General features: G+C 64.9%; 25 protein-coding genes and 1 tRNA gene. 12 read left to right on the forward strand and 14 right to left on the reverse strand.

All coding sequences use genetic code 11. The features are described 5' to 3' along the window. The first annotated feature begins 208 nt into the window (after positions 1-208). The 3 genes from HCR84_RS12850 (at position 209) to HCR84_RS12860 (ending at position 3,556) form a co-directional block, all read left to right on the forward strand. Positions 209-1,828, forward strand: a complete 1,620-nt coding sequence (locus tag HCR84_RS12850) for a molybdopterin-dependent oxidoreductase (RefSeq protein WP_166980424.1) — start codon at positions 209-211, stop codon at positions 1,826-1,828. A gap of 181 nt (positions 1,829-2,009) precedes the next feature. Further along, positions 2,010-2,435, forward strand: a complete 426-nt coding sequence (locus HCR84_RS12855; protein ID WP_244972481.1) for a GIY-YIG nuclease family protein — start codon at positions 2,010-2,012, stop codon at positions 2,433-2,435. Positions 2,436-2,551: 116 nt separating this feature from the next. Then, complete coding sequence (locus tag HCR84_RS12860; RefSeq protein WP_166980422.1) at positions 2,552-3,556, forward strand: D-alanine--D-alanine ligase family protein; 1,005 nt, start codon at positions 2,552-2,554, stop codon at positions 3,554-3,556. A gap of 52 nt (positions 3,557-3,608) precedes the next feature. Here the strand turns inward: HCR84_RS12860 and HCR84_RS12865 are convergent, their stop codons facing one another. Together HCR84_RS12865 and HCR84_RS12870 are read right to left on the reverse strand one after the other, a co-directional pair. Next, positions 3,609-4,004, reverse strand: coding sequence for a type II toxin-antitoxin system VapC family toxin (locus HCR84_RS12865; protein ID WP_195706644.1), 396 nt, complete (start codon positions 4,002-4,004; stop codon positions 3,609-3,611). Continuing rightward, positions 4,004-4,237, reverse strand: coding sequence for a FitA-like ribbon-helix-helix domain-containing protein (locus tag HCR84_RS12870; protein WP_166980420.1), 234 nt, complete (start codon positions 4,235-4,237; stop codon positions 4,004-4,006). Before HCR84_RS12870 ends, HCR84_RS12865 begins: the two co-directional genes overlap by 1 nt. 117 nt (positions 4,238-4,354) lie before the next feature. On the opposite strand from HCR84_RS12870, the gene HCR84_RS12875 reads away from it, so the two are divergent. Together HCR84_RS12875 and HCR84_RS12880 are read left to right on the forward strand one after the other, a co-directional pair. Further along, on the forward strand, positions 4,355-9,202 hold the full coding sequence (locus tag HCR84_RS12875) for an Lhr family ATP-dependent helicase (RefSeq protein WP_166980418.1): 4,848 nt from the start codon (positions 4,355-4,357) through the stop codon (positions 9,200-9,202). A gap of 18 nt (positions 9,203-9,220) precedes the next feature. Further along, positions 9,221-9,994, forward strand: a complete 774-nt coding sequence (locus HCR84_RS12880) for a DNA-formamidopyrimidine glycosylase family protein (protein WP_166980415.1) — start codon at positions 9,221-9,223, stop codon at positions 9,992-9,994. A 97-nt stretch (positions 9,995-10,091) separates the two neighbouring features. On the opposite strand, the gene HCR84_RS12885 is transcribed toward HCR84_RS12880, so the two are convergent. After that, on the reverse strand, positions 10,092-10,832 hold the full coding sequence (locus HCR84_RS12885; RefSeq protein ID WP_166980413.1) for a siderophore-interacting protein: 741 nt from the start codon (positions 10,830-10,832) through the stop codon (positions 10,092-10,094). Positions 10,833-10,864: 32 nt separating this feature from the next. Beyond that, complete coding sequence (locus HCR84_RS12890) at positions 10,865-11,170, reverse strand: ArsR/SmtB family transcription factor (protein ID WP_166980412.1); 306 nt, start codon at positions 11,168-11,170, stop codon at positions 10,865-10,867. A 79-nt stretch (positions 11,171-11,249) separates the two neighbouring features. On the opposite strand from HCR84_RS12890, the gene HCR84_RS12895 reads away from it, so the two are divergent. Then, positions 11,250-12,467 carry an MFS transporter gene (locus tag HCR84_RS12895; protein WP_166980410.1) on the forward strand — a complete coding sequence of 406 codons (1,218 nt, stop codon included), beginning with the start codon at positions 11,250-11,252 and terminating at the stop codon, positions 12,465-12,467. A gap of 34 nt (positions 12,468-12,501) precedes the next feature. Further along, the gene (locus HCR84_RS12900) at positions 12,502-13,473 is read left to right on the forward strand and encodes a nucleoside hydrolase (protein WP_244972482.1); all 972 of its coding nucleotides are present in this window, start codon (positions 12,502-12,504) and stop codon (positions 13,471-13,473) included. 13 nt (positions 13,474-13,486) lie between these two features. On the opposite strand, the gene HCR84_RS12905 is transcribed toward HCR84_RS12900, so the two are convergent. After that, a complete protein-coding gene (locus tag HCR84_RS12905; protein ID WP_166980406.1) occupies positions 13,487-14,422 on the reverse strand; it encodes a hypothetical protein in 936 nt (311 codons plus the stop codon). A gap of 52 nt (positions 14,423-14,474) precedes the next feature. Here HCR84_RS12905 and HCR84_RS12910 point away from each other — a divergent pair, with 52 nt between their 5' ends. The 3 genes from HCR84_RS12910 to HCR84_RS12920 all read left to right on the forward strand — a co-directional run bounded on the left by HCR84_RS12910 (position 14,475) and on the right by HCR84_RS12920 (position 15,791). Further along, positions 14,475-14,900: a DUF1801 domain-containing protein gene (locus HCR84_RS12910; protein WP_166980404.1), complete on the forward strand. Its 426-nt coding sequence runs from the start codon at positions 14,475-14,477 to the stop codon at positions 14,898-14,900. Positions 14,901-14,972: 72 nt separating this feature from the next. Further along, positions 14,973-15,296 (forward strand): DUF2249 domain-containing protein, encoded by a 324-nt coding sequence (locus HCR84_RS12915; protein ID WP_166980402.1) that lies wholly within the window; start codon positions 14,973-14,975, stop codon positions 15,294-15,296. A gap of 12 nt (positions 15,297-15,308) precedes the next feature. After that, positions 15,309-15,791 carry a hypothetical protein gene (locus HCR84_RS12920; RefSeq protein ID WP_166980400.1) on the forward strand — a complete coding sequence of 161 codons (483 nt, stop codon included), beginning with the start codon at positions 15,309-15,311 and terminating at the stop codon, positions 15,789-15,791. Between the two features lie 287 nt (positions 15,792-16,078). Here HCR84_RS12920 and HCR84_RS12925 read toward each other — a convergent pair whose 3' ends face one another. The 3 genes from HCR84_RS12925 to HCR84_RS12935 form a co-directional block, all read right to left on the reverse strand. Continuing rightward, entirely contained in the window at positions 16,079-16,996 is a 918-nt protein-coding gene (locus HCR84_RS12925; protein WP_218043576.1) for an alpha/beta hydrolase, read from the reverse strand. A gap of 102 nt (positions 16,997-17,098) precedes the next feature. Beyond that, positions 17,099-17,341: a helix-turn-helix transcriptional regulator gene (locus HCR84_RS12930; protein ID WP_166980398.1), complete on the reverse strand. Its 243-nt coding sequence runs from the start codon at positions 17,339-17,341 to the stop codon at positions 17,099-17,101. 131 nt (positions 17,342-17,472) lie between these two features. Beyond that, a complete protein-coding gene (locus tag HCR84_RS12935; protein ID WP_166980395.1) occupies positions 17,473-17,940 on the reverse strand; it encodes a hypothetical protein in 468 nt (155 codons plus the stop codon). An 18-nt stretch (positions 17,941-17,958) separates the two neighbouring features. Between HCR84_RS12935 and HCR84_RS12940 the strand changes: the two genes are divergently transcribed. Beyond that, entirely contained in the window at positions 17,959-18,381 is a 423-nt protein-coding gene (locus HCR84_RS12940; RefSeq protein ID WP_244972483.1) for a GIY-YIG nuclease family protein, read from the forward strand. Positions 18,382-18,488: 107 nt separating this feature from the next. On the opposite strand, the gene HCR84_RS12945 is transcribed toward HCR84_RS12940, so the two are convergent. From HCR84_RS12945 to HCR84_RS12960, 4 genes are all read right to left on the reverse strand, one after another. Then, positions 18,489-18,579: transfer RNA gene (locus HCR84_RS12945), tRNA-Ser, on the reverse strand. A gap of 114 nt (positions 18,580-18,693) precedes the next feature. After that, entirely contained in the window at positions 18,694-20,064 is a 1,371-nt protein-coding gene (locus HCR84_RS12950; protein WP_166980393.1) for an NAD-dependent succinate-semialdehyde dehydrogenase, read from the reverse strand. A gap of 10 nt (positions 20,065-20,074) precedes the next feature. After that, on the reverse strand, positions 20,075-21,316 hold the full coding sequence (gene doeA, locus HCR84_RS12955) for an ectoine hydrolase (RefSeq protein ID WP_166980391.1): 1,242 nt from the start codon (positions 21,314-21,316) through the stop codon (positions 20,075-20,077). 89 nt (positions 21,317-21,405) lie between these two features. Beyond that, on the reverse strand, positions 21,406-22,653 hold the full coding sequence (locus tag HCR84_RS12960) for an aspartate aminotransferase family protein (protein WP_166980389.1): 1,248 nt from the start codon (positions 22,651-22,653) through the stop codon (positions 21,406-21,408). 118 nt (positions 22,654-22,771) lie between these two features. On the opposite strand from HCR84_RS12960, the gene radA reads away from it, so the two are divergent. Continuing rightward, complete coding sequence (gene radA / locus HCR84_RS12965; RefSeq protein ID WP_244972484.1) at positions 22,772-24,130, forward strand: DNA repair protein RadA; 1,359 nt, start codon at positions 22,772-22,774, stop codon at positions 24,128-24,130. Between the two features lie 7 nt (positions 24,131-24,137). Here radA and HCR84_RS12970 read toward each other — a convergent pair whose 3' ends face one another. Together HCR84_RS12970 and HCR84_RS12975 are read right to left on the reverse strand one after the other, a co-directional pair. After that, positions 24,138-24,548: an SseB family protein gene (locus HCR84_RS12970; RefSeq protein WP_166980385.1), complete on the reverse strand. Its 411-nt coding sequence runs from the start codon at positions 24,546-24,548 to the stop codon at positions 24,138-24,140. Positions 24,549-24,615: 67 nt separating this feature from the next. Continuing rightward, positions 24,616-25,254, reverse strand: coding sequence for a hypothetical protein (locus HCR84_RS12975; protein WP_166980383.1), 639 nt, complete (start codon positions 25,252-25,254; stop codon positions 24,616-24,618). Positions 25,255-25,285: the final 31 nt, after the last annotated feature.

The following is a 25,285-nucleotide window of genomic DNA, read 5'->3' on the forward strand; positions in this document are numbered from 1 at the left end:
CGGACCGAGCTCGTCAGCGCACGTACACAAACCGTCACGACAACCTCTTCAACACCCTGATCAGCGAACGCACTGACCGGCTCGCACGTCGCGACGTGACGAGGCGTACCTCCCTGAGTGGGGCGTCTCGCGCATTGATCACATCCGATTGCGCGCTGTCTCCGAATACCTCGAGAGCACACCGTCGCAGGTGAAGTTGGAGGAGACCATGACCAAGCGCAGAAGTGGTAAGCGATTCATCGTATGGGCGGCGCTCTCGGGCGTGATCGGCGGCGCGGTTTTCCTCGCCACCGCAGAGCTGTTTGCGCTGCTCTTCGCGCGCGCAGCCAGCCCCATCCTCGCGGTAGGTGGGTTCGTGATCGACATCGTGCCGCAACCCTTCAAGGAGTTCGCGATCGCCACCTTCGGCGAGTACGACAAGATTGCCTTGCTCGCAGGGCTTGCTCTGGCCGTGCTCATCGCCTCGGCGATCGCGGGAATCGTGCAGCTGGTGCGTCCTCCCCTCGGAGTCGTCGCGCTGGTCGTCGCGGGCATCCTCTCGACCGCGGCGATCCTGACCCGCGCCGGCGCGACGCCGCTTGCCTTTCTCCCGCCTCTCCTTGGCACGATCGTCGGATCCTTCCTGCTCGCGCTCCTCAGCCGGCGGCTGCAAGCGTGGCGAGCATCGACCGCCCTCAAACGGAATCTCGAGGACGGAGCGGCCAGTGATGCGAGAACGACAGACATCGAGCCCGCCGCCTCCGAGACGTCGCCGACCAGGCTCGACAGACGGCGATTCTTTATGATGGCGGCTATCGCAGGCGCCTCCGCGATCGTCGTCGGCATCACCGCACGCACCGTGAGTATGGCAGCGGCATCGGTAGAGTCGATCCGCAGCGCCCTCAAGCTCCCGTCCCCGCGCACGAGCGTGACCGTGCCAGCTGGTGCAGATCTCAACATTCCCGGGCTGAGTTCGCTCTTCACACCAAACGAGGACTTCTACCGCGTCGATACCGCACTCACCGTGCCCACGATCGACCCCGAGTCCTGGCGCCTCGTGATCGACGGCATGGTCGATCAACGTGTCGAGCTGAGCTTTCAAGACATCCTCGACATGGGGCTCGACGAGTACGCGATCACGCTGACGTGCGTATCGAACGAAGTCGGTGGCGAGCTCGCGGGCAATGCGATGTGGCTCGGCGTGCCGTTGCGCGATGTGCTGCGCAAGGCAGGACCGACGTCCGGCGCCGACATGGTTCTGTCACGCAGCGTCGACGGATATACCGCAAGCACTCCCCTGTCGGCTCTGACCGACGACGGGCTCGACGCCATTCTCGCGGTCGCTATGAACGGCGAGCCGCTGCCGCTGGAACACGGCTTCCCTGTGCGGATGGTCGTGCCCGGTCTGTACGGCTACGTTTCGGCGACCAAGTGGCTCACAGAGCTCACAATTACGACATTCGCCGACGACGAGGCGTACTGGACGCCGCGCGGATACAGCGCCAAGGCGCCAATCAAGTTCTCGTCTCGAGTCGATACTCCGAAGATCGGCGAGGCGGTTTCAGCGGGTCGCATCCCGATAGCCGGAGTCGCATGGGCTCAGACAGTGGGTATCGAGCGTGTGGAGGTGAGCATCGACAATGGAGAGTGGATCCCTGCCACGTTGTCGACTCCCATCAACGAAGACACCTGGGTGCAGTGGCTCATGGAGTGGGACGCGACTCCCGGGTCGCACTACGTCGCCGTCCGCGCGGTCAACAAGAACGGTGACCTGCAGATCGAGGAGCGCGCACCGATCGCGCCGAACGGCTCTTCGGGGTGGCAGCGCTCTCTCGTCCGCGTCACCTGACAGGATGTACTGCGCTGGCCGTAGTCGAGCATCACTTACGCGGCTTCGCGTTCCCGATCTTCGGATTCGCAAGCCCCCAGACAACGGGCATCCCGTCTGGTGCAGACACGGAAGGTCGACCGCGCTCTTCAACGTGCTGTCACGTTTCGGCGCAGTCTGAGGTTCGACGTAGGGTTTCTCCATGTCCACCTCCGGAACGATGCCGGGCGCGTGCCTCCTCTGCGGTTCAACAGATGGAGTCAGGCGTGCCGACGGTTGGCATTGTCGCGTCTGCGACTGGCGTGTCGGTGATGTGCCCGACACTGAGCTTCCGCGGCCCCGGGTGGACGTCGTCTATTACATTCGCTGGAATGAGCGCGTGAAGATCGGCACAACGGGAAACCCGAAAGGACGACTCTCAGCACTGTGGCACCACGACCTCCTCGCATTCGAACGGGGCGGACGAAAGCTCGAACGAGCTCGGCACATTCAGTTCGCTGACTTACGTGAAGGCGGCGAATGGTTCACCGCCCATCCGCGACTACTGGAACATGCTGCGGATATCGCCCACGGCGTCGATCCTTGGCATACGTACGCTCGGTGGGTCAGTGAGGCGTTATGTCAGTGAAACGCTGAGCCGCTGACACACTTCCCCGTCTGAGCATTCGTGAATCGATCCGAAGCTGATCACGTGCGACGGTGAAACATCTATAGGCACCCCGAAAGCGCTGTTACAGTGCTGGGATGCGAGTTGCAGTGCTCTACGGAGGAGCAAGCGAAGAACGAGACGTGTCGATCGCAAGTGCCGCACAGATCGTCCCCGCCCTTCGACGTCGAGGACACGACGTGATCGTGGTCGATACTGCGTTCGGCGCGATCACACCCGCTGATGAAGCGGCGCAGCTGACAGCGACTGTTGGCGATGAGCCGCCGACCGGCAGTGAGTTGGCCATCGCCGGCCGGCAAGACGATGCGCTTCGCCTGCCCTCGGATGTCGCTGACGTCGACGTGGTCTTCATTGCACTGCACGGGGGCACAGGGGAAGACGGACGGCTCCAAGCCCTCCTCGATCTCGCCGGAATCTCGTACACGGGTTCTGGTCCACTGGGAAGCGGTCTTGCCATGGACAAGGACATCAGCAAGTCGCTGCTTCGCGCCGCCGGAATCGGCACTCCAGGCTGGCTCATGGCACCCGCGAGTGCAGACGATGTCAACACAACGCTCGGTTTTCCGGTGATCGTCAAACCTGTCGCCCAGGGCTCCACAGTTGGACTGTCTATCGTGCGCGAACCTCGCCATCTTGATGACGCCATCGCGACAGCATCCACCTTCGGTCCCGTCATGATCGAGGCGTTCATTCGGGGTCGCGAGCTCACCGTCGGCGTTCTCGATGACAAAGCCCTCGCCGTCGGAGAGATCATAATCGATCCCAATGAGGCGTTCACCTACGCAGACAAGTACCAGGCAGACGCCGTACGCGAGATCTTCCCAGCCGACCTTCCTCTTCGTCTTGCAAACGCCGCGCGTGACATCGCTCTCGCCACACACCACGCTCTGCGCCTCGAGTCGTACAGCCGCACCGACTTCAGACTCGACGCCAACGGCGAGCTGTGGGTCATCGAGGCGAACAGTCTTCCCGGCATGACCGCGACGAGTCTCTTGCCGCAGTCAGCTGCGGCCGTCGGCATCGACTACGACGAACTGTGCGACCGCATCTGCGCGCATGGCCATGCGCACAGCCGCCCGTAACATTCGTGTAGGTTGCTCACCCATGTGGACTGACCTACGCAATACCCGCGCGTCACGATAAGAGTTGAATATCGGCCGAGTGCCCGCTCGCTCGTGAGATTCGCGCATCAGCGGTGAGAAGCGGGACATCCAGCGCTTCTGCAAGTGCAACATAGTGAGCGTCATAGGAGGACAGGTTGTGGCGCAATTTCCAGATGCGCGGGAGAAGTGGCTCCGTCGGGTACCGCTGCGCGGGAAAGTCCCGTAGATCTTCAAGAGCTCCGAGGGCGCGGACTTCCATAAGCTCCCCACGCGCCACCCACGACCGAAATACAGATACCGTCTCAGCAATCGCCAGATGAGGCACCAGCAATGAGTCCGCATGGGAAGACATCCGCTCGCGTGCGCGAAGCCCGAGTGCCGAGCCGATGAGATACTCCGCGAGAACTGAAGCGTCGACGACGAGCACTATTCTGCGCCATCGCGTCGGGCGTCGTTTACGATATCTGATGCACGCGTCTTCGGCTCGACAGCACCTCGCACGCGAATGCGTTCGCTCAGCTCCTCAAGGCTTGGCCGGGCTACAGTCGCGGTGAGCGCCGACAACGCGAACTCCGACAAGCTCATTCCCGCTGCGGCAGCTCGTATTTTGAGCGAACGGACCGTCTCATCCGGAACATTTCTAATCTGCAGACTTGACATGCTTACAGCATAATCAACATGCATTATGCCTGCAACGAATGCATTGTGCGGGTTTTCTCCAGAATGCGGGTTCGCGTGTGCAAGTCGCGTGTCAGCGGCGTGTGATTAGCTGAAGCAATGGGCAGCGTGCTCGATCGTTTTTCTCCCGCGACTCGCGAATGGTTCTCGGGGGCTTTTGCCGCTCCCACCCGCGCCCAGGAGGGCGCGTGGAACGCCATTTCCCATGGCAGGCACACGCTCGTCGTCGCCCCAACAGGGTCGGGAAAGACCCTCTCTGCGTTTCTCTGGTCGATCGACAGGCTCATGGATGCTGCTACGCACACACCCGCGACGATCGAGAAGCCTCGCCGCGGCACACGCGTGCTGTATATCTCACCGCTCAAAGCACTCGGCGTCGACGTCGAGCGCAACCTGCGCGCGCCTCTCGTTGGCATCACGCAGACAGCGAAACGACTTGGCGTCGAACCCCCGGAAGTGACAGTCGGAGTCCGCTCGGGTGACACCCCGGCCAAAGACCGCCGTGCCCTACTGAAGAATCCGCCCGACATTCTGATCACGACCCCCGAGTCTCTCTACCTCATGCTCACCTCGCAGGCGCGCGAGACCCTGACAAGCGTCGACACCGTCATCGTCGACGAGGTGCACGCCGTCGCCGCCACCAAGCGGGGCGCCCACTTGGCCGTCTCTCTCGAACGCCTCGATGCCGTGCTCGACAAGCCCGCCCAGCGCATCGGGTTGTCGGCGACAGTTCGACCCCGCGAAGAGATCGCCCGCTTCCTCGGGGGCACCTCCCCCGTCGAGATCGTCGCGCCCAAAGCAGAGAAGACCTTCGAGCTTGAGGTCGTCGTGCCCGTCGAGGATATGACCGACCTGTCTGTCGGGCAGCCGGTGGCGACCGAGAAGCCGAATTCGGGTGGGACTGCTGGAGGCCCTGCGCGAGGGCCCTCACGCGACTTCCCAGGCAGCGCATCAACAGGCGGTTCGGCCGCCGGCCCGGTGCGCGCAGATGGGGAACGTGGCGGCTCCATCTGGCCGCACGTCGAAGAAGCCATCGTCGACCGCATCCTCGCCCACACGTCGACGATCGTCTTCGCGAATTCTCGGCGCCTCGCCGAACGTCTCACCGCACGGCTCAACGAGATTCACGAGGCTCGACTCGACGAGGCCGTGCTCGTTGGCGGCCCGTTGCCCGAAGGCTGGCCCGCAGATCCGACGGCATCCAGCGTCGCTGCACCCACGCGCGCACCCGCGGCGATGATGGGCGGCAGCGGTCAGACGAACGGCGTGCACGACGACACGAACCTCCTTGCCCGCGCCCACCACGGCTCGGTGTCGAAAGAGCAGCGCGCCCAGATCGAAGACGACCTCAAGACCGGGCACCTGCGCTGCGTCGTTGCCACGTCGAGCCTTGAACTCGGCATTGACATGGGCGAAGTCGACCTGGTCATCCAGGTCGAGGCACCGCCTTCCGTCGCCAGCGCACTGCAGCGCGTGGGTCGGGCTGGGCACCACGTGGGCGAGATCTCACATGGTGTGCTCTTTCCCAAGCACCGCGCCGATCTCGTGAACACCGCCGTGACGAGCGAGCGGATGCTTCAGGGCGCCATTGAATCAATGACCGTGCCCACCAACCCGCTCGACATCCTCGCGCAGCAGACCGTCGCCGCCGTCGCCCTCGACACTGTCGACGTCGAGCAGTGGTTCGACCAGCTGCGCCGCACCGCCCCCTTCTCGGCGCTCCCCCGTTCCGCCTACGAAGCGACACTCGACCTGCTTGCCGGACGCTACCCATCCGACGAGTTCGCAGAGCTGCGCCCACGCATCATCTGGGACCGCGACGCTGGCACCATCGAAGGCCGCCCCGGTGCGCAGCGCCTCGCCGTCACCAGCGGCGGAACCATCCCCGACCGCGGAATGTTCGCCGTGTACATGGTCGGCGGCGAAGACGGCGCAAAGGGCACGCGCGTGGGCGAGCTTGACGAAGAGATGGTCTACGAGTCGCGGGTTGGAGACGTGTTCGCCCTCGGCACCACGAGCTGGCGCATTCAGGAGATCACCTTCGACCGGGTGCTCGTCACCCCTGAATACGGCCAGCCTGGGCGGCTTCCGTTTTGGACGGGGGATGCTCTCGGCCGCCCGTTCGAACTGGGCGAAGCACTCGGTCGCTTCACGCGAGAGATCGACAAAGCGGGCGACACGGATGCCGACGAGAGGCTGACCTCCGCGGGGCTCGACGAGCGCAGCATCCGGAATCTTCGTGCGTATATTCGCGAACAGCGAGAAGCGACGGGGCACCTGCCCACTGACCGCACGCTCGTCGTCGAGCGCTCACGCGATGAACTGGGCGACTGGCGCGTCATTCTGCATTCCCCATTCGGCATGCGCGTGCACGCGCCGTGGGCACTTGCCGTGAATGCGCGGGTGCACGAGAGACTCGGCGTCGACGGCACGAGCATCGCGAGCGACGACGGAATTATCGTGCGCATTCCCGACACGACAGACGATCCGCCCGGCGCCGAGCTCTTCGTGTTCGAGGCCGACGAACTCGACGCCATCGTGGCAAGCGAGGTCGGCGGTTCTGCGCTGTTCGCCTCGCGCTTTCGCGAGTGCGCCGCCCGTGCGCTTCTGCTGCCCAACTACAAGCCGGGCAAGCGCTCCCCGCTCTGGCAGCAGCGGCAGCGTTCGGCGCAGCTGCTGCAGGTGGCGAGCCAGTTTCCGCAGTTTCCGATTCTGCTCGAGACCGTGCGCGAGTGCCTGCAAGACGTCTACGACGTGCCGGCATTGCTCGATCTGGCCCGGCGCATCGCAAGCCGAAAGATTCGCCTTGTTGACACCACGACGGACGAGCCGTCGCCGTATGCCAAGTCGCTGCTGTTCGGATATGTCGGCGCGTTCATGTACGAGGGCGATTCTCCGCTCGCCGAGCGCAAGGCCGCCGCACTCGCCCTCGACCCCAGCATGCTCTCTGAGCTTCTCGGCCAGGTCGAGCTTCGTGAGCTTCTCGACCCGAGCATCATCGCCCAGACCGAGCGCGAGCTACAGCGACTCACCGCGAACAGGCGCATGAAAGGCGTTGAGGGCGTCGCTGACCTCCTGCGCATGCTCGGACCGCTCGATGCCGACGACGTCGCCGCGCGGCTGCAGCCAGCGCACCCTGACGAGCGGGCGGCGAAGACGACAACTCCCGATGCCGGTGAGCACGATGTGTCTGCTGCTGATTCTGATGCTGAAGTTACGCCGGCGGACACGCCGCATGCCACTCGTGAGGAGGCCAGCGCACTTCTCGATGACCTCGTCGCCGCCAAGCGGGCACTGCGGGTTCCGGTCGCTGGCGTCGAACGTGTGATCGCCATCGAAGATGCCCCACGCGTGCGCGATGCTCTCGGCGTTCCGCTGCCGCTCGGCGTGCCCGCGGCATTCATCGAGCCCGTGCCCGACCCTGTCGGCGACCTCGTCGCCCGATACGCGCGCACGCATGGCCCGATTCGAACGGGCGAGGTGGCGGAGCGGCTGGGGCTCGGCTCTGCCGTCGTGTCACAGGTGCTTGGTCGCCTCGCCGACGGCGGCCGCGTCGTGCGCGGCGAGTTTCTGCCGTCAGGCGAGGCCAAGGGCAGCCCCATCGACACCGCCGAATGGTGCGACAAAGAGGTGTTGCGCCGCCTGCGCCTACGTTCGCTCGCCGCACTCCGTCACGAGGTTGAACCGGTCGACACGGCGACTTTCGCGCGTTTTCTCCCCGCGTGGCAGCACGTGGGCGGAACCCTGCGCGGCGTCGATGGCGTTGCGGCGGTGATCGAGCAGCTAGAGGGATGCCACCTTCCCGCGTCGGCCTGGGAGACCCTCATTCTGCCCCAGCGAGTCAGCGACTATTCTCCCGCGATGCTCGATGAGCTGACGGCATCCGGTGAGGTGATCTGGTCGGGCAGAGGGTCGATAACCGGGCGCGACGGCTGGGTCGGGCTGCACATGGCGGATGCCGCGCCGTTGACGCTCGCGCTGGCGGATGACATCTCGATGGGCGCCCTCGAAAACGAGATCCTCGTTGCTCTCTCGAGCGGCGGCGCGTATTTCTTCGCGCAACTGGGACAGGCGACCGGGTGCTCAGACGACGACGCGCTCACGAAAGCACTCTGGAGCCTCGTGTGGGCTGGTCTCGTGACCAACGACACATTTACGCCACTGCGGATGCTGGTGAGCGGGACCGGTGCGCACAAGACTCGTCGCACCACACCGCGCTCGCGGCTGTATGGTCGACGTGGCTACGCTCGGCCAAGCGGCTCGGGGGTGCCACGCCTCGGAGGCAGATGGTCGCTTCTTCCGCTCGCGGAGCAAGACGCCACCGTGCGCGCGGCCGCATCCGGCGAGACACTGCTCGACCGCTACGGCGTCGTCACACGCGGTTCGGTGATGGCCGAGGATTACCCGGGCGGTTTCGCCCTTGCCTACCGCGTACTGTCGGGCTTCGAAGAAAAGGGCCGGGCGCGGCGCGGCTACGTCATCGAGGGGCTCGGTGCCGCGCAGTTCTCCACGTCAGGCACGATCGACCGCTTGCGCAGCCATGTCTTCACCGACGACAAGCGCCCGCGTGACGCAGTTGCTCTCGCGGCAACAGACCCGGCAAACCCGTACGGAGCGGCTCTTCCCTGGCCGAGCGCAGACGTGACCGGAACCCGCCACCGCCCCGGGCGCAAAGCCGGCGGCATCGTCGTGCTGGTCGACGGCGAGCTCACCTGCTACCTCGAGCGCGGAGGCAAAACGTGGCTGGCGTTCACGAGCGATGAGCAACGGCTCGACGCCGCCGCGGCATCCGTCTCGCGTCTCGTGCGCAACGGCCATGTCGAGAAGGTGGCTGTCGAGACGGTGAACAGCGCGTTCGTCTACGGCAGCCCGCTCGAGCATCCGCTGCGGCGGGCCGGCTTCACCGAGACGCCGCGCGGGCTGCGGCTGCGCAGGGGCGCGGTGTGAGCATGATTGCGCGCGAGCATGCCTGAGGGCGACACCGTCTATCGCACGGCCCGCCATCTTGACCAGGTGCTCGCCGGTCACGTCATCGAGCGGTGGGAGCTGCGGGTGCCAGCGCATGCGACGAGCGACCTCGCGGGTCGTACAATCGACGACGTCGTGAGCCGCGGCAAGCACATTCTGCTTCGTGTCGGTGATCTGACGCTGCACACGCACCTCGCCATGGAGGGCGACTGGCACATCTACGCCAGGGGCGCGCGCTGGAGGAAACCCGCGCACACCGCGCGAGCGATCATCGAGACCGCCGAGCATTCTGCCGTCGGGTTCGATCTTGCTGTCGTCGAGCTGCTGCCCCGCGCAGACGAGCAGTCGGTTGTGGGCCACCTCGGGCCCGATCTGCTCGCACCCGATTGGTCTGCCGCCGAGGCCGCAGACCGGCTGCGAGCACAGCCCGAACGCGCCGTCGCGTCAGCGCTGCTCGATCAGCGCACGCTTGCCGGGCTGGGAAACGAGTACGTCAACGAGATCTGCTTTCTTCGCGGCATCCTCCCGGACACCCGTGTCGCCAATACCGACGCCGACGCTCTCGTCGCTCTTGCCCACCGTCTCATCACGGCGAACCGCGACCGCGTTGTGCGCACGACAACGGGCGACACCCGTCGCGGAAGGCAGAGTTGGGTCTACGGGCGAGCGGGCAGGCCATGCATGCGGTGCGGATCGCTCATAGAGAACCGGATGCTCGGTGAGCCGGGCCGCGAACGAACGACGTTCTGGTGCCCCCGCTGCCAAAGCTGAAGCGGCGCAGGGCTGAAGCGGCGCAGGGCTGAAGCGGCGCAGGGCTGAGGCGGCGCAGGCTGAGACGACTCTGGGCTGAAGCGGCGCAGCCCCGCGGCTACGCCGGCGAGTGCCCCTCGATCCAGTAGAACTGCGAGAAATGCTGGCCACGGGCCAGCTCAAGGTGGTGCTTCATCACGTGGCGCACGTTCTTGACGAGCGTCTTCTCGCCCGCAGCCCACGCGTATTGACGAGCAGAGGGCGCGACGTCGTCTCGCAGCCGCGCAGCGAGCGCCACGCCGCGCTCACCCTCTCGCGGCACCCATGTCCATGTGTCGCCCGGGCGTGCGGTCGTGGGGAGACCGTCGACATTGTCATGCTCGTCCTCAATGAACACGCGTGCCTGCACCGATGAGCCGAGGTGTTCGATCCAGCTGTTGATGGCGGGAAGAGCCGTGATGTCGCCCGCCAGCACGATCTCGCGAGTTCCCTCGGGAAGTGCGATTCTGGCCGGAGTGAGGGCGACTTCCCTCTCGTCGCCGATAGCGGCATCCCTCGCCCAGTCTCCCGCCGGGCCCTGTGTCTCGTGAATGACGAATTCGAGGCCGAACGTTCCGGCCTCTTTGTCAACGGCCACGACGGTGTAGCCGCGCTGGCTCAGATGCGTCGCGCCGCGTTTCGGGTTGGGAACCCACAGCCGCAGCCAGGCCGTCGGAAAGACGTCGAGGTCGGCAACGAGGTCGGGGGCCGAGAAGGTGATGCGCCGATACCACGGAGTCGCGTCGGCGACATCGGTCACCGTCACGGGGTGATGGGCAACGCGCATCGCGCGCAGCACACCTCGTTGCCAATTAGCCATCGACCCTCCAAGCGAGGTAAGGCTATCCTTATTTACAGCACGGCGTCAAGAAGGCCGGGAAACCGAGCGTCCAGGTCGTCACGGCGAAGCGACAGCCGCCGGTTGCGCCCCTCGGGAGCGTTGTGGATCACTCCGGCTTCCCGCAGCACTTTGAGCGTGTGCGATCTCGTCGACTTCGGGAGGCTCGGATCGAGTGCCGTGCAGCTGGCGGCTTTCATTGGTCCATCACGGAGCTGACGAACAAGATCGAGCCTGACCGGATCGCTCAGCGCGAACAGCACGTCCTCGAGCACAATAGCGCCCTGTTCGGGATGCGTGAGTTCCGTCGACGAAGCCATGGTTCGATAATACTTGAACTATCCTAACGATGGGCGTACGCTCCAACAGTTCGACTTTTTTGGAACTATTGGAGTGTGTATGACGACCACAAGGGCTCTTCCCCTCCCTCCGGCGAGCGCCGCCTCGGCGCCGCGGAAACGTGCGGCCTTTCTTCTTGCCGCGGGGTCCATGGGGGCGATGCTCGCGTCGTCCGGCGCGCTGACGCCCTTCTACCCGACGTTGGAGTCCGAGCTCGGCATCTCCTCCCTCGGCATATCGTTGGTGTTCGCCGTCTACGCCATCACGCTTCTCGCCGCACTCCTCATCACCGGCGCACTGTCAGACCATGTCGGGCGCCGCCCTGTCGTGAGCATCGGCTTCGGCATCCTCGCCCTCAGCGTCGTCACCGTTGCCTTCATCGATTCTGCGCCGGCCCTCTTCGCCGCGCGAGCACTTCAGGGTGCGGCAACCGGGCTGCTCACTCCCGCTCTCTCGGCGCTGCTCATCGATTCCGCACCAGCCGAGCACGCGCGGCGCAGCTCGCTGCTCAACGCAACCACCCCGACCGCCGGCCTCGCCATCGGCTCCCTCATCGGCGGCATCGCCATCGTGCTCGTCACGCCCGCTCTCCCCGTCACATTCCTGACGCTCGCCGTGATCTATGCGGCAGTCGCCGCGGGCGTCTGGCTTCTGCCTGAGACCTCGGCGCGCACACCGGGCGCATTCCGCTCGCTTCTGCCCCGCGTCTCGGTTCCCCAGCCCGCGCGTCGGCTTTTTCTCATCAGCGCGCCGGCGCTTGCGGCGACATGGGCGACGGGCGGTCTGTTCCTCTCGCTCGGGCCGAGCATCATCATCGAGCGCCTCCACAGCGACAATGCGCTGCTTGAGGGCGCGATCGTCGCGATGCTCCCCGCGTCAGGCGTTCTTGCCGTTGTGATCCTTCGCCGCGTCTCACCGCGTTCCGTTTCGCTGGTCGGCACGATCTCGCTCGCGGTCGGCACAGCGCTCGCACTCGCCATGCTGGCTGCTGGATCCGTTCTCGGCTATGTCGTCGCCGTGGTGATCACAGGCATCGGCTTCGGCTCGAGCTTCTACGGGATCATCGGCTCCCTCGCCCCGAAGGCTCCGGTGCACAAGCGAGCACGGCTCTTCGCTGCGGTCTATGTCGTCTCGTATCTCTCGTTCGGGCTTCCGGCCGTTGCAGCAGGGATGCTTGCAACGGCGACGTCGCTCTCGATCGTCTCGACTGCCTACGGAATCGTCGTCGCCGCTCTCGCGACGGTGGCCGCCATCGCGCGAGCGCGCTCCGGAGAATGACGACAAGAGGCGAGGATGCCGCAGAATGGAGATCATGCCCATCCCCGTGATCGCCGACGTCGACACCGGCGTCGATGATGCCCTTGCCCTCCTGTTTCTCGCGACGCACCCCGGTATCGACCTGCGCGCCGTCACCTGCGTCGCCGGCAACGCAAGCCTTGAGCGCGTAACGCAGAACACGCTTGACGTTCTCGCTGCAGCCGAGTGCAATGCTCCGGTCGCGGCGGGCGTCGAGCGGCCGCTGATCGAGCCCGCCCGCGACGCGGGAAGCTATCACGGCGTGGGCGGCATCGGAAACCTCAAGTTGCCGCGGTCTCCTCGCAGCGCGGACACCCTGCACGCCGTCGAGCTGCTTCGCCGCGAGATCGAGGCAAGTGCCGAGCCGGTCACCCTTGTCAGTCTCGCCCCGATGACGAACATCGCCCTCTTTCTGCGCCTGCACCCGCGTACGGCTGCCGCAATCGGCCGCATCGTCGTGATGGGCGGCTCGGCGAGCGGCGGCAACGCAAGTGCCGTTGCCGAGTTCAATGTCTGGCACGATCCGGAGGCAGCGCAGATCGTTCTGTCGTCCGATATTCCGACGACGCTCTACCCTCTCGATGTCTTCAACCGCGTTGCCGTCACAGAGCAGCAGATCTCAGAGCTCAGGGATGCCGCGTCACCGCGCGCCCGGTTGGCCGCTGCGCTGCTCGACTACCAGCAGACCCTCGGAGACCTGCCCGCGGACATCGCCTCGGGTGCAAAGCTCGGCGATGCGGGAACCGCGTGCTTCCTCGTTGCGCCCGAGCTGTTCGGCATCGAAACCGTCCCCGTCGAGGTGGAGCTGGCGTCTGGTTTCACACGCGGTCAGACGGTGGTCGACCGTCGACGTCGCGCGGGCGAGGCCGAAGAGCACAATCTCGCGACGCCGGTCTCTCGCAGCGACGTGGCGCTGACCGTCGACGGCAAGGCGGTAGCCGAGCTCTACCTCGACACGCTGCTTGGCCGCGCGGCACGCCGACAGTGAAACGAAGGGGCCGCTAAACGTCGGCGTCGTCTGAGGCCTCGCCGCGCACCATCTGCACCCAGCGCGCGAGGTATTCGGCACCCGCTTCATCGTGAATGAGCGCGTCATGGTGCCGCACCGGGTAGGGCTTCTGCGGAATTCCGTCGCTCGGCCGCACATCGACATGCGCGACATCGTAGCCCTTCTCGTACAGCCAGTCGGCCATTGCATAGTCGGTGCGCGAGTCACCCAGTGTTCGCCACCGCGTCGGCACCGCGGCGTCGGCGTTGTTCAGAAACTGGATCACGCGGCTCGCCCCGAGATCTTTGCCCACGCCCACCGACTCGACGTCGGTGGAGATGATGGTGGGGTCGATGCGAAAATCGACAGCCCCTGCGGCATCCGGTGTCTTCTCGCCCTTTCGCTCAAAGCCGAGGCCGTGCCGCTTCAGAATTGTGGCAATCTGCGCGTCGAACTCATCTTGGCGCGCGAGATACGTCTCGTTCGACACCGACGTGTTCTGCTCAATCGAGACCATCGCGCGCTTGGTGTGGTCGAAGAACATCAGGTCGGAGTAGTCGCGCGTCACGAGAATCTCAACGTCGCGTGCGACGACACCTGGCACGGTCAACGCGCTGTCGACGGTGACCTCGCCCGTTCCGTCGGCAGTGATCGTCATCCACACGGCGCCCTTCTCACACACTCCCCAGAGTCGCGCATCTGCCGTGAGCCCGGCGTCGAGCAGCGGCGGCACGACCTGGTCGCGCAGAAACCCATCGGATCGGCCTGTGTTGAACGCGATGGGCACGCCGGCGTTTGCGAGTTCGGAGAGGTCTCTCGCGATGCTCGGAATTGCGATCGAGCGGGTCACGGGGCTGGCGATCGGGCCGTCGACGTCCAGAAGGAGGCCGAGCGAGGGTGCGGAGCCCGACGCGGGCTGGGTGGCGGAAGGGGTGGCAGATGCAGTCACAGTGCCAGTCTATGATCTGGCCTCTCCCTGAGCAGCCGGGCTACCCTGAAGCATGGCCCAACCGAAAACCAAGCCGACCGATGCGTCGGTGCCCGCGTTCATCGACAGCGCGACTCCTGCGCGGCGCCGCACAGACGGGCACCGGCTTGACGCGATCATGCGCGAGGTCACCGGCGCAGAGCCGGTGATGTGGGGGCCGTCGATCGTGGGGTACGGCGTCTACCACTATGTCTCGCCTGCCAATGCCCGCACGACGGGCGACTGGCCGAAAGTCGGGTTCTCGCCGCGCAAGGCATCGCTGTCGCTCTATGGGCTGAAAGACCTGCCCGAGGGCGCCGAGATTCTGCCCTCGCTCGGCACCTACACCGAGGGAGCCGGATGCGTCTACGTGACGTCCCTCGACGACATCGACGAGCAGGTGCTGCGCCAGCTCATCGCGATCGCCTGGGCTCGCGCGGACGGCGACTCCGGATGCTGATCAGCAGCGTGAGCTGATTTATCACGGTAACCGAGCCCGCCGCCCGCGAGCCTCAGTGCTACGTTCGAGAGTATGAAGCAGCCCATCTCTTTGAACGCGACGGATTCCCACAGCCCGGACTCTCACGATGATGGATGCGCGTGCGGCGAACCGGATGACGCGCTTCCCGAGCTCGACGTGCAGACGATCCCCCACGCTGTGCGTCACGCGGCGATCTTCGGCGCGCTCGAGAGCCTCGCCCCTCGCTCAGGAATAATCATCTCGGCGACCCACAACCCGTTTCCGCTGCTTGCACAGCTCGGGCGCAAGCATCCTGACGTCTTTGAAACGTCGTATCTCGATGAGGGCCCCGAGCGCTGGCGCATCAAGATCGTTCGTCGCCCCGACGCGGAATAGCGGGCGGGCGACGTGACGCAGGAGCGCAGCGACAGCATCCTGGCTCTTCGTCGCAGCAGCATTCCCTTCTTATGGGTGGGCACTGCCGCGATCATCGTGGGCGGGCTCGTCGCCGCAATCACCTCGCCGCTGAAGCTCGAACATGGTTCATGGGCATCGGCCTACCTCGTGCTCATCGTCGGCATCGCGCTGATCTTCTTCGGTGTGACGCAGTCGCTGCTCACCGAGCGGGCCACTCGCCGCACCATCGCGATCGAGATCGGCGCGTGGGTGCTGGGCAGCCTCGCCGTGCTGGGCGGAACGCTCGTCAGCCAGCCCGCGATCGTCGACATCGGCGGAGCGGTGCTCGTGATCGCACTCATCGTTTTCGCCCTCGCCGTGCGCACACGCGGCCGCACCCGCGCGACGCTGCCGCTCTGGGTGTTCCGTTTCGTGCTGCTCGTCATGATCATCAGCATCCCGATCGGCCTCGTGCTTTCGCACCTGCGCCACTGAGCCGGACGCGAGCCGCAGACACGAGCCCCCAGACGCGGGCCGCAGACAACGCTGCGCCCCTTCCCGAGGCACTCACGAGAAGGGGCGCAGCTCTGCGTGTGCAGAGTGCTGTGAATCGGGTTGTGGCCTCACAGGACTGCCGCCATCGCGTTCACGACGCACAAGACGCCGCGCTGCGTGACAAGAAAGGGGCAAACTCATCACGGTTTTAGATTGGCGTGAATGTGAGCATCTTTCAACCCCACGTTCGAGGGTGTCACGGGCGTCCCGCCTGTGAACGCCCGGCCCTAGCGCGCGGAAAGCCGTGGATCGAGCCATTCTCGGGCGCGCACGTGAAGCTCTTGCGCAACCGGATTCTCCGACATCCACGAATCGAATCCGTGGGGAGCCCCCGGCACGACATCCACCGTCACATCAACGCCCGCTGCGTCCAGACGCCGGGCGTAGTCGATGACTTCGTCGTGAAAGAGCTCGATTGACGAGACATAGAGCCACGTCGGCGGAAGACCCGTGAGATCGCTGCGGCGTGACGCCGCCGCGTAGTCAGGCAGGTCTCGCGCGCCGACGCGGTCGCCGAGGTACGACCTCCAGCCCACCAGATTCGCGCGGTTGTTCCAGATGAAGTAGTGCTCGTCGTCGCGCGAGCGGTCCGCTGCCGTGCGATCGTCGAGCATCGGGCAGAACAGCCACTGCCCCGCGAGCTGAACGCCCTCGTCGTAAAGCCGCTGAACGAGGCACGCCGCCAGCCCGCTTCCTGCGCTCTGCCCGCCGACGACGACGCGAGCCAGGTCGACGCCGAGGTCAGACGCGTTTGCCCGCAGCCAGGCGAATGCGGCGGCGCAGTCGTCGAGGGCGGCGGGGAATGGATGCCTCTGAGCAAGCCGGTAGTCGACAGAGACAACGACGGCATCGGTCTCGCGAGCGATCTGACTGCAGTACTCGTCGTCATACGCCGCCGAGCCGAGAAGAAGGCCGCCTCCGTGCATCCACAGCAGAGCCCCGCCCGCCGGCGCGCTCGGAATGTAGGCGCGGAGGTGAACATCGGCCTCTCGCACGAGACGACGTTCCACGCCATCGACACGCTTTCCCGGGATGAGCTTCGACGCGGCACCGCCGAGTGAGCGAATGAGCCGGTTCTCGAGGTTGAGTGTCGTCGACTTTCGCGTGGCCTCGCGCAGGCGAGGGTCGACGTCGTTGATATTCACGCGTATCTCCTCCGGCCGAAATTGCAGTCTATTCCTTCACTCGACACTGCTTCTTCGCCTGTCGCTGTTTTCGCATACGGCACAGGCGCGTGGTGTCGTCGCTCAGGCAGTCGGCGCGTTCCGCCCAGGAAGATCGATGAGGTTCGCGTCGATGCCGCTCAACAGTCCGAAACCGAGGGCTGTCAGAACAAGGACTTTGCGCTTCGCTCCGGTACGCGGTGCATCGAGCTCTTCACTCGACAGAAGCCCCGAATCTTGAAGGCGTTTCACCGTTCGGTAGAGACCCCGTTCTGTGAGCCGCCACCCCGTGGCTTCGGCAATGTGCCCAGAAAGCTCTGAGATCATGACCGGTGTGTGAATCGCCACGAGTCTCAGCAACACGGGCGTGAGCATCGCTTTCTTGTACGTCTCAACCCACGACTCGACCCGGCTGTCCAACCATTCGTGAGTTTCGGTTGGATGAGCGGCCGCCACGATCAGTCTTCCCAGCCACGACCGAGCACGGCACCGATGAGGTGAACAAGCAGCCCGAGCCCCCACAGCGCGCTCATCACGAGAGTCACGCCAAACCACGGAGTTGCGAGCAGGCTGCGAGCAGCCGCGTCGAAACCATCGGGGCTTGAGCTGAAGGCAACCATGCGCACGGCGGCGTGCACGTTGAACGACGTTGTGACCACGGCGAACGTGATGGCATGAGCGATGGCAACGCCGAAACGGATCTGCTTCAGAGATCGATACGAGCGCCACAGCCACGCCGCCGCGCCGAGTGCTGCAACAAGGGTGAGCATTATTCCAGCCAGAACGCTGATGTCTCCGCCGGTCAGCATGATCATGAGCTGCACGACGAGCATCGCGCCCATCATGCTCAGCAGGTAGGGCAAAAGAAGCGAGCGCGAGTTGACGGTTTTGAGACCGTGGCGCCGCGACCGATCGATGTCTGACACCCCACGTAGCCTTGCCACATGACTCTCAGCGGGGCGATGCCGGGGCCGTGCCTGCTCTGCGGCGAGCGACGCGGCATCCGTCTTGCTGATGGCTGGCGCTGCGGCGTCTGCTCCTGGCGCTGTGGCGACATTCCCGATCCCGAGCTGCCACGACCGCGCGTGGACGTTGTGTATTACATCCGCTTCGCCGATCGCGTGAAGATCGGCACATCGAACAATCCCCGTCAGCGCCTCAGCACGCTGTGGCACGACGAGGTTCTCGCGTTCGAGAATGGCGGACGCACGCTCGAGCGGCTCCGACACGAGCAGTTCGCCGATCTGCGGGAAGGCGGTGAGTGGTTTACGGCGGCTCCCCGACTGCTCGAGCATGCAGCGCGGCTCGCCGATGGAGGCGACCCCTGGCATTCCTATGCGCACTGGGTCAGTGCCGCGCTAGCGTGATCCCGCCCACACGTTCTGGCCTATAAGCCTAGGTCGGACGCGTCCGCGGAGATATGGCGACGGCCCCGGCTCCCCAGCAATTTCTTGGAGAGTCAGGGCCTTCGTGGTGGCGGTGACGGTGGGATTTGAACCCACGGTAGGGGGTTGCCCTACACGACTTTTCGAGAGTCGCACCTTCGGCCGCTCGGACACGTCACCGCGGACAAGTGTAGAGGATGCCGACCCCGCAGCGCTAATCGAAATGCAACGCTCGTCGAACAGCAGTGCTCATCGAACAGCAGTGCTCATCGACCCGAGCTGCGGGGCAACAGCTCAGCCCTGCTTGGGTCCCACCCACACCTGCTGTGCATTGACGAACTCATGGATGCCGTGCGGCCCCAGCTCACGCCCGTACCCCGAGCGTTTGATCCCGCCGCTCGGCAGCCGCGGGTCAGTCTTCACGATGCCGTTCACCGACACCTGGCCCGCCTGAATGCGCGGCGCCAGCGCTTCACCGCGCTCACGCGTTGACCATACGCTGGCGGCGAGCCCGTAGTCGGTGTCGTTCGCAATCGCGAGCGCCTGCTCGGCATCGGATGCCTTCATCACCACCATGATCGGCCCAAACGTCTCTTCGCAGCCGGCAACCATCTCGTTCGTGACGTCGGCAAGCAGCGTCACGGGGTAGAAGAAGCCGTCGCCCTCGGGGAGTTCGCCTCCCAGCAGACGGCGTGCGCCAGCCGCGACGGTCTCTGTCACCTGGCGGTGCAGGTTCTGCCGCAGATCATCACGGGCGATCGGTCCGACGTCCGTACTCATCTCGCGAGGATCACCGACCGTCAATGCGGCAAGCCGCTCACGCAGCTTCTCGACGAACTCGTCGTAGACGGCATCCTCAATGATGATGCGCTTCGCGGCGATGCATGACTGCCCCGCGTTGATGATGCGCGACAGGGTGATGGTGTCAGCAGCCGCATCGAGGTCGGCGTCGGCGAGAACGATGCTCGGGTCCGAGCCGCCTAGCTCGAGCACAGCGGGCTTGATCTCGCTCGCAGCAACGCTCGCGACGGCAGAACCGCCCTTGTCCGATCCGGTGAACGACACGGCGTGGATGCGCCTGTCGCGAATCACGTCGGCAACGTCTGGCGTCTCGATGAGCAGGCACTGGAAGACCCCGGCCGGAGCCCCAGCCTGCGCGAACACCTTCTCGATCGCCTCGGCGCACCCCGGCAGGTGCGGGTCTGGTTTCATGATGCACGTGTTGCCCGCCATGAGCGCGGGTGCCGCAAAGCGCAGCGCGAGCCAGAACGGCGCGTTCCAAGGCAGGATGCCGAGAACGGTGCCGAGCGGCAGGTGCTGCACATAGCTGTGCGTGGCGTCAGAGTGAATCGTCTCCGCAGCGAGATAGCTCTCGGCGTTGTCGGCGTAATGCTCGGCGCACCACGCCGCCTTCTCCACCTCGCCGAGCGCCTCCTTCATCGGTTTGCCCAGCTCCTCAGTCATGAGGGGGGCCAGCTCATTCACATGTTCACGCAGCTGCGCGGCAACCGCGTGAAGCACCTGAGCCCGGCCGTCGTACCCCAGCGCCTGCCAGGCCGGCTGGGCGTCGGCAGCCGCAGCGAGAATTCCGTCTCTCTGGTCGGCGTCGGCGGCCGGAACCTCTCGGACTGTGCTTCCTGTTCTCGGATCGATGGCAACAAGCATCTCTTCTCCTTTACGCGACGCCGGGTCGGATGGGTGTCGGGGCGGAATCGTCGTCGTCGGCATCGTCCACCGACGTCGCGCTCGATTCGCCCGGTTTGCAGACGAAGTCCTCGTCGAGTGTGTAGAACGATTCGCAGCCGCGGTCGGTCACCCGAATGGTGTCGGAGATGCCCACCGTCTTGTCGCCGTCGACGCCCCACATCCACGGGATGATGTGGAAGGTCATGCCCTCACGCAGCACCGTCGGGTCGCCCTGGTTGAGGCTCGCGATGTAGCCCTCGTCCCAGCTGGGCGGAAACGCGATGCCGATCGAGTAGCCCGAGCGGGTGATGAGCCGCCCGCCCACCGCGTTGTCGGTGATGATGCTGCGCACGATGTTATCTGCGTCCGACACCGTGAGCCCGGGGCGGATCGCCGACTTCACCTCAGAGAGCGCGAGCTTCATGCGCTCCTGCGCACGGAACATCGACTTCGACAGGTCGTCGAGAACGACGGTGCGCATCATCGCCGTGTGGTAGCGGCGGAAGCATCCCGCTACCTCGAGAAAGACATGCTCACCCGGCTGCACGACGCGCCCCTCCCACGTCGCGTGCCCGATCATGGTGCGGGGGCCAGAGGTGACGTACGGCATCACGGCAGGAAACTCGCCGCCCGCGCGGAACATTGCCGAGCTGATCTCAGCGGCGATGTCGTTCTCGCTCACGCCGGCGGCGACAGCAGCCATTCCCGCCTGCATTCCCACCTCGGTGGCATGCGCGGCTTTGCGCATGATCTCGATCTCGACAGCAGACTTGGTGATGCGCCCCTGCTCGACGATGCCGAAGCAGTCGAGCAGGCGCCCCTCGGTGATGGCCGAGTGGATGTAGTCCTGATGGTACGCAGGAAAATAGTAGCTGTTCCGCTCGTACCCGACGTCTTTCGTGTGCAGCCCAAACTCACGCAGCGCCTGCACGAGGCTCTGAATGGCGTCGCCGGTGTCGGGATACGGTCTGGTCAACTCCACCCAGGTGCGCGCATGCACGTTGGATTCTTCCATGCTGCGCGTGATCATGAACGGCTCGGCATCGAGCGGCACGACAAGCGCCTGAAAGAACGAATACCCCGTCGTCTGATAGTCGGTCAGGTACATCAGATTCTCTGGGTCACTGATGACCACCGCATCGAGAAGTCGCTCCGCCATGCGAGCGCGCAACTCACTGAGACGGCGCTCGTATTCGTCAAAGGGGAACGTCATGTCATCGCGCTGCCTCATGTCAGGCTCCTTCTGTTAGTCAGACCACCTCATGTCTGGTTCGTATCGGTTGTTCGTTCTCGCTGTTCAATTGTGGTGAGTCGACTTGATCAGACGGATGCTCGAACAGCGCTCACGAGCGTGTCGAGACCCTCCTGCAGATCATCGTCTGGTGTTGTGAGCGGCGGAATGAGCTTGAGCACGCGCCCACCGCTGCCACAGGCTCCGATGAGCATGCCGTGCTCGAAGCAGTACGCAACGACCTTCTTGGCAATCGCGCCGTCCACGACGTCGAGTGCCTGGATCATGCCGCGGCCGCGAACATCGAAGCCGCTGTCGGGAAACTCGTCAGCGAGGCTCTGCAGCGCAGATCGCATGACCTCGCCCTTGCGAACAACCTCGTTCATGAGCTCGTCGTCGTCGAAGTAGCCGAGGGCGACAGTGCCGGCAACGAACGACAGTCCCTGTCCGCGGAACGTTCCCGTGTGCTCCCCCGGTGCCCAGTGAGCATCATGCTCGGGTTTCACGAGGTTCATCGCGAGCGGAGTCCCGTAGCCGCCGATGCCCTTCGCCAGACAGACGATGTCGGGGTCAAGACCGAGGCCGTCGAAGCCGAAGTAGCTTCCGGTTCGACCGCATCCGACCTGAATGTCGTCGATGATGAACAGCGCGCCGACGTCGTGTGCGAGCTTCTGCACGGCCTGAAGCCATTCTGCGCTTGCGACGTTGACGCCGCCCTCTGCCTGAATCACTTCGACGACGAAGGCCGCCGGCGGAATGCGACCGCTCGACGGGTCTTCGAGCTGCGCCCGATAGTCGTCGACAGCCTGCACGCCGCCACCCGGGGCCGTGTCGAAAGGTCCGCGCTCCACGTAGTCGAGCGGAACCCCGGCCGCCTGACGGAAGAAGTCGTTGGCGGTGAGCGCCAGCGAGCCGAGCGTCATTCCGTGGAACCCGTGTGAGAACGCCACGACGTTGCGCCGCCCTGTCACGCGCCTGGCGAGCTTGAGCGCGGCTTCCACAGCGTTCGACCCCGTCGGGCCCATGAACTGCATCTTGTGCGTCATGCCCCGCGGCTCAAGAATCGTCGTGCCGAAGCGCTCGAGGAAGTCACGCTTCGTCGTCGTCGCCATGTCGAGACTGTGGGCGACTCCATCTGCCTCGAGAAACTCGATCATGGCGCGCTTCATGCGCTCATTGTTATGGCCAAAGTTGAGGACGCCAGCGCCCCCGAAGAAGTCAACGTAGCTGCGACCAGCTTCATCAACCTGCCGCGCGTTCGATGCCGAAGCAAAGACCGTCGGATATGTGCGGCTATAGCCGCGAATCTCAGATTCCCACTTCTCGAATGCCTCCATAACCAACCTGTACCCCCTCGGAGACAGGGGTGTCAAGAGATGCGATGTCCCCCGTTTGGCCGCGGCTCCACGCGGAACGAGCACGGCGATGTCAGAACCGGCGGGTACGCTCAGATTCATGGCCAAAACCGTATCCGCATACACGTGCACCGAGTGCGGCTGGCAGACCGCGAAATGGGTCGGACGCTGCGGTGAATGCCAGCAGTGGGGCACCGTCGTCGAAGCGGGTCAATCGAGCGGAATTCAGAAGCGCGTGACTGCAGCTTCCGTTGCGACCGAACGGGTAGCGCGCCCCATCACCGACGTCGCAACGTCGTCGATTTCGCAGTGGCCGAGCGGAGTCACGGAGTTCGACCGTGTGCTCGGTGGCGGACTCGTCCCCGGCGCCGCGATTCTCGTCTCCGGCGAACCGGGCGTCGGCAAGTCGACGCTGCTGCTCGAGGTCGCCGCGCGCACCGCCCGAGCGAAGGCTCGTGTGCTTTACGTGAGCGCCGAAGAGTCGGTGAGCCAGGTGCGGCTGAGGGCCGAGCGCACGGGTGCCCTCGACGACAATCTGTTCATCGCCGCCGAGACCGACCTGTCGACGGTGCTCGGGCAGATCGAATCGGTGAACCCCGATCTGCTGATCGTCGACTCGGTGCAGACCGTCGCCAGCGGCACCGTCGATGGACTGCCCGGCCAGCCGAGCCAGGTTCGCGAAGTCGCCGCCGCGCTCATCCGTGTGGCGAAAGAGCGCTCGCTCCCGCTGCTGCTCGTCGGCCACGTCACGAAAGACGGCACGATCGCCGGTCCGCGGCTGCTCGAGCACCTCGTTGATGTCGTTTGCCAGTTCGAGGGCGATAGACAGACCGCGTTGCGATTCATTCGCGCGTTGAAGAACCGCTTCGGTCCCACAGATGAGGTCGGATGCTTCGAGATGACCGGCACGGGCATCGCCGAGGTTCCCGACCCGTCGAAGCTGTTTCTCAGCCGCGGCGCCCCGGTGTCGGGAACGTGCGTCACCGTGGCGATGGAGGGCCGCCGAGCGCTTCCCGTTGAGATTCAGGCGCTCGTCGTCCCCACCCCGGCCCCGAACGCACGCCGGGTCACGAGCGGTGTCGATTCCAGCCGCGTCTCCATGCTGCTCGCCGTTCTCGAAAAGCGCGCGGGCGTGAAGCTCTCTGATTGCGACGTCTACGTCTCGACGGTGGGCGGGGTGCGCCTCACCGAACCGTCGGCCGACCTCGCGATCGCCGTCGCCATCGCCTCAGCGCGCGGCGATTGGCCGGTCTCGCACTCGCTCGCCGCGTTCGGCGAGATCAGTCTCGCTGGCGAAATCCGGCCTGTCGTCGCCGCGAAGCAGCGCCGTTCGGAGGCGACGCGCCTCGGCTACTCGAACCTTCTCGATTCAGCCTCCGGCGGCATCCAAAATGCTCTCGCCCTGTCGAAGCGCTCGGGAGGCTCGCTGCGCGACCGCGAGATCGACACAGCGTTTTGAACTCAGCTCACGTCGTCTCGATGTCGAGAACTCGCATGATCTCGTCTGGAGCGGCCTGAAGCGGGTGCGGCCCCGCAATGTCGAAGAAGACAGTATCGATCGCCTCGCCGTGTGTGCGCAAGAACGTGTGTAGCCACAAGCCGTCCTGCAGGCCGACAAACGGCGGAAGCGAGGCCGGCTTATTCTTTGCGTCAGAGAACAGCAGCAGGGCAAGCTTTCCCGTCTCGGGCTGGCGAAACGTCCACACTTCGCCAGCATCCGTCGGCTTGTCTGACTGCCCCGGCTTCATGAGGGGAACCACCATGCGATCGTTGCGCAGCGCATAGGCGATGGCGGCCATGTCTTGCTTCTCAAGCGCATCGGCAAGCGTCTGCGAGCGAAAGTCCGGTTGTTGGTTTTTTCTGTTGGGCTTGGCCATGATTCCAGTGTGCCAGTTCGGACTCCCCGCGATCAGCGCGTGCCCCGCCAGAAGAGGCCGACCCTCATCAATACAGGGCGAACTGGGCGCTGTCCTTCGACTCGATGCCCGCTACCGACGTTGTCAGGTGGTAGGACGCACCGTCTCCCGGAACCGGGTCTCGCTCGTCGGCGTCGCACGTATCGGGATTGCTTCGCGTGCGGTCCCACTCAATCGCCGGCTCAGAGGTCAGCGATTTGCCCGCGTCAATCGTGGTCTCGGCGTTCGTCGGCTCAACCTGGCAATCCGTCGACGTCCAGTAGGTGTCTTTGCCGCTGGTGATGGTGAACACCTGCTGCGACGTTCCGACGTCGATCGTGCACGCAGCGTCGCCGACGTTCGTGATGGTCAACGACAGTTTGGGCTTCTCCCCCGAGGCGTACGTCGTCTTGTCGGTCTTCGCAACGATTTCGACGTTGTCTTTCGTGCACGCGACGGGTTCGTTCGACGCCTTCTCTTCAGCCGCGGTCTCTTTCGGCGACGGTTTCGTCGGCTCTGACTGCGAGGCATCGTTCTTCGTGTCTTCGGCGCCAGACGACGAGCCGGGGCGCCAAATCAGCAGAACGACTATTGCAATGACCGCGATCAGCCCGGCGAGCACCCAGAGGCGCCGTTTGATGTAGACGCTGCGGGGCTGACGACCGCGAGGACCCTGATTCGTCGACATGCCCTCATGGTAGGTGTCTTAATCCCGGATG

The sequence above is a fragment of the Paramicrobacterium fandaimingii genome, from assembly GCF_011751745.2.
In the GTDB taxonomy this organism is placed as follows: Bacteria; Actinomycetota; Actinomycetes; order Actinomycetales; family Microbacteriaceae; genus Paramicrobacterium; species Paramicrobacterium fandaimingii.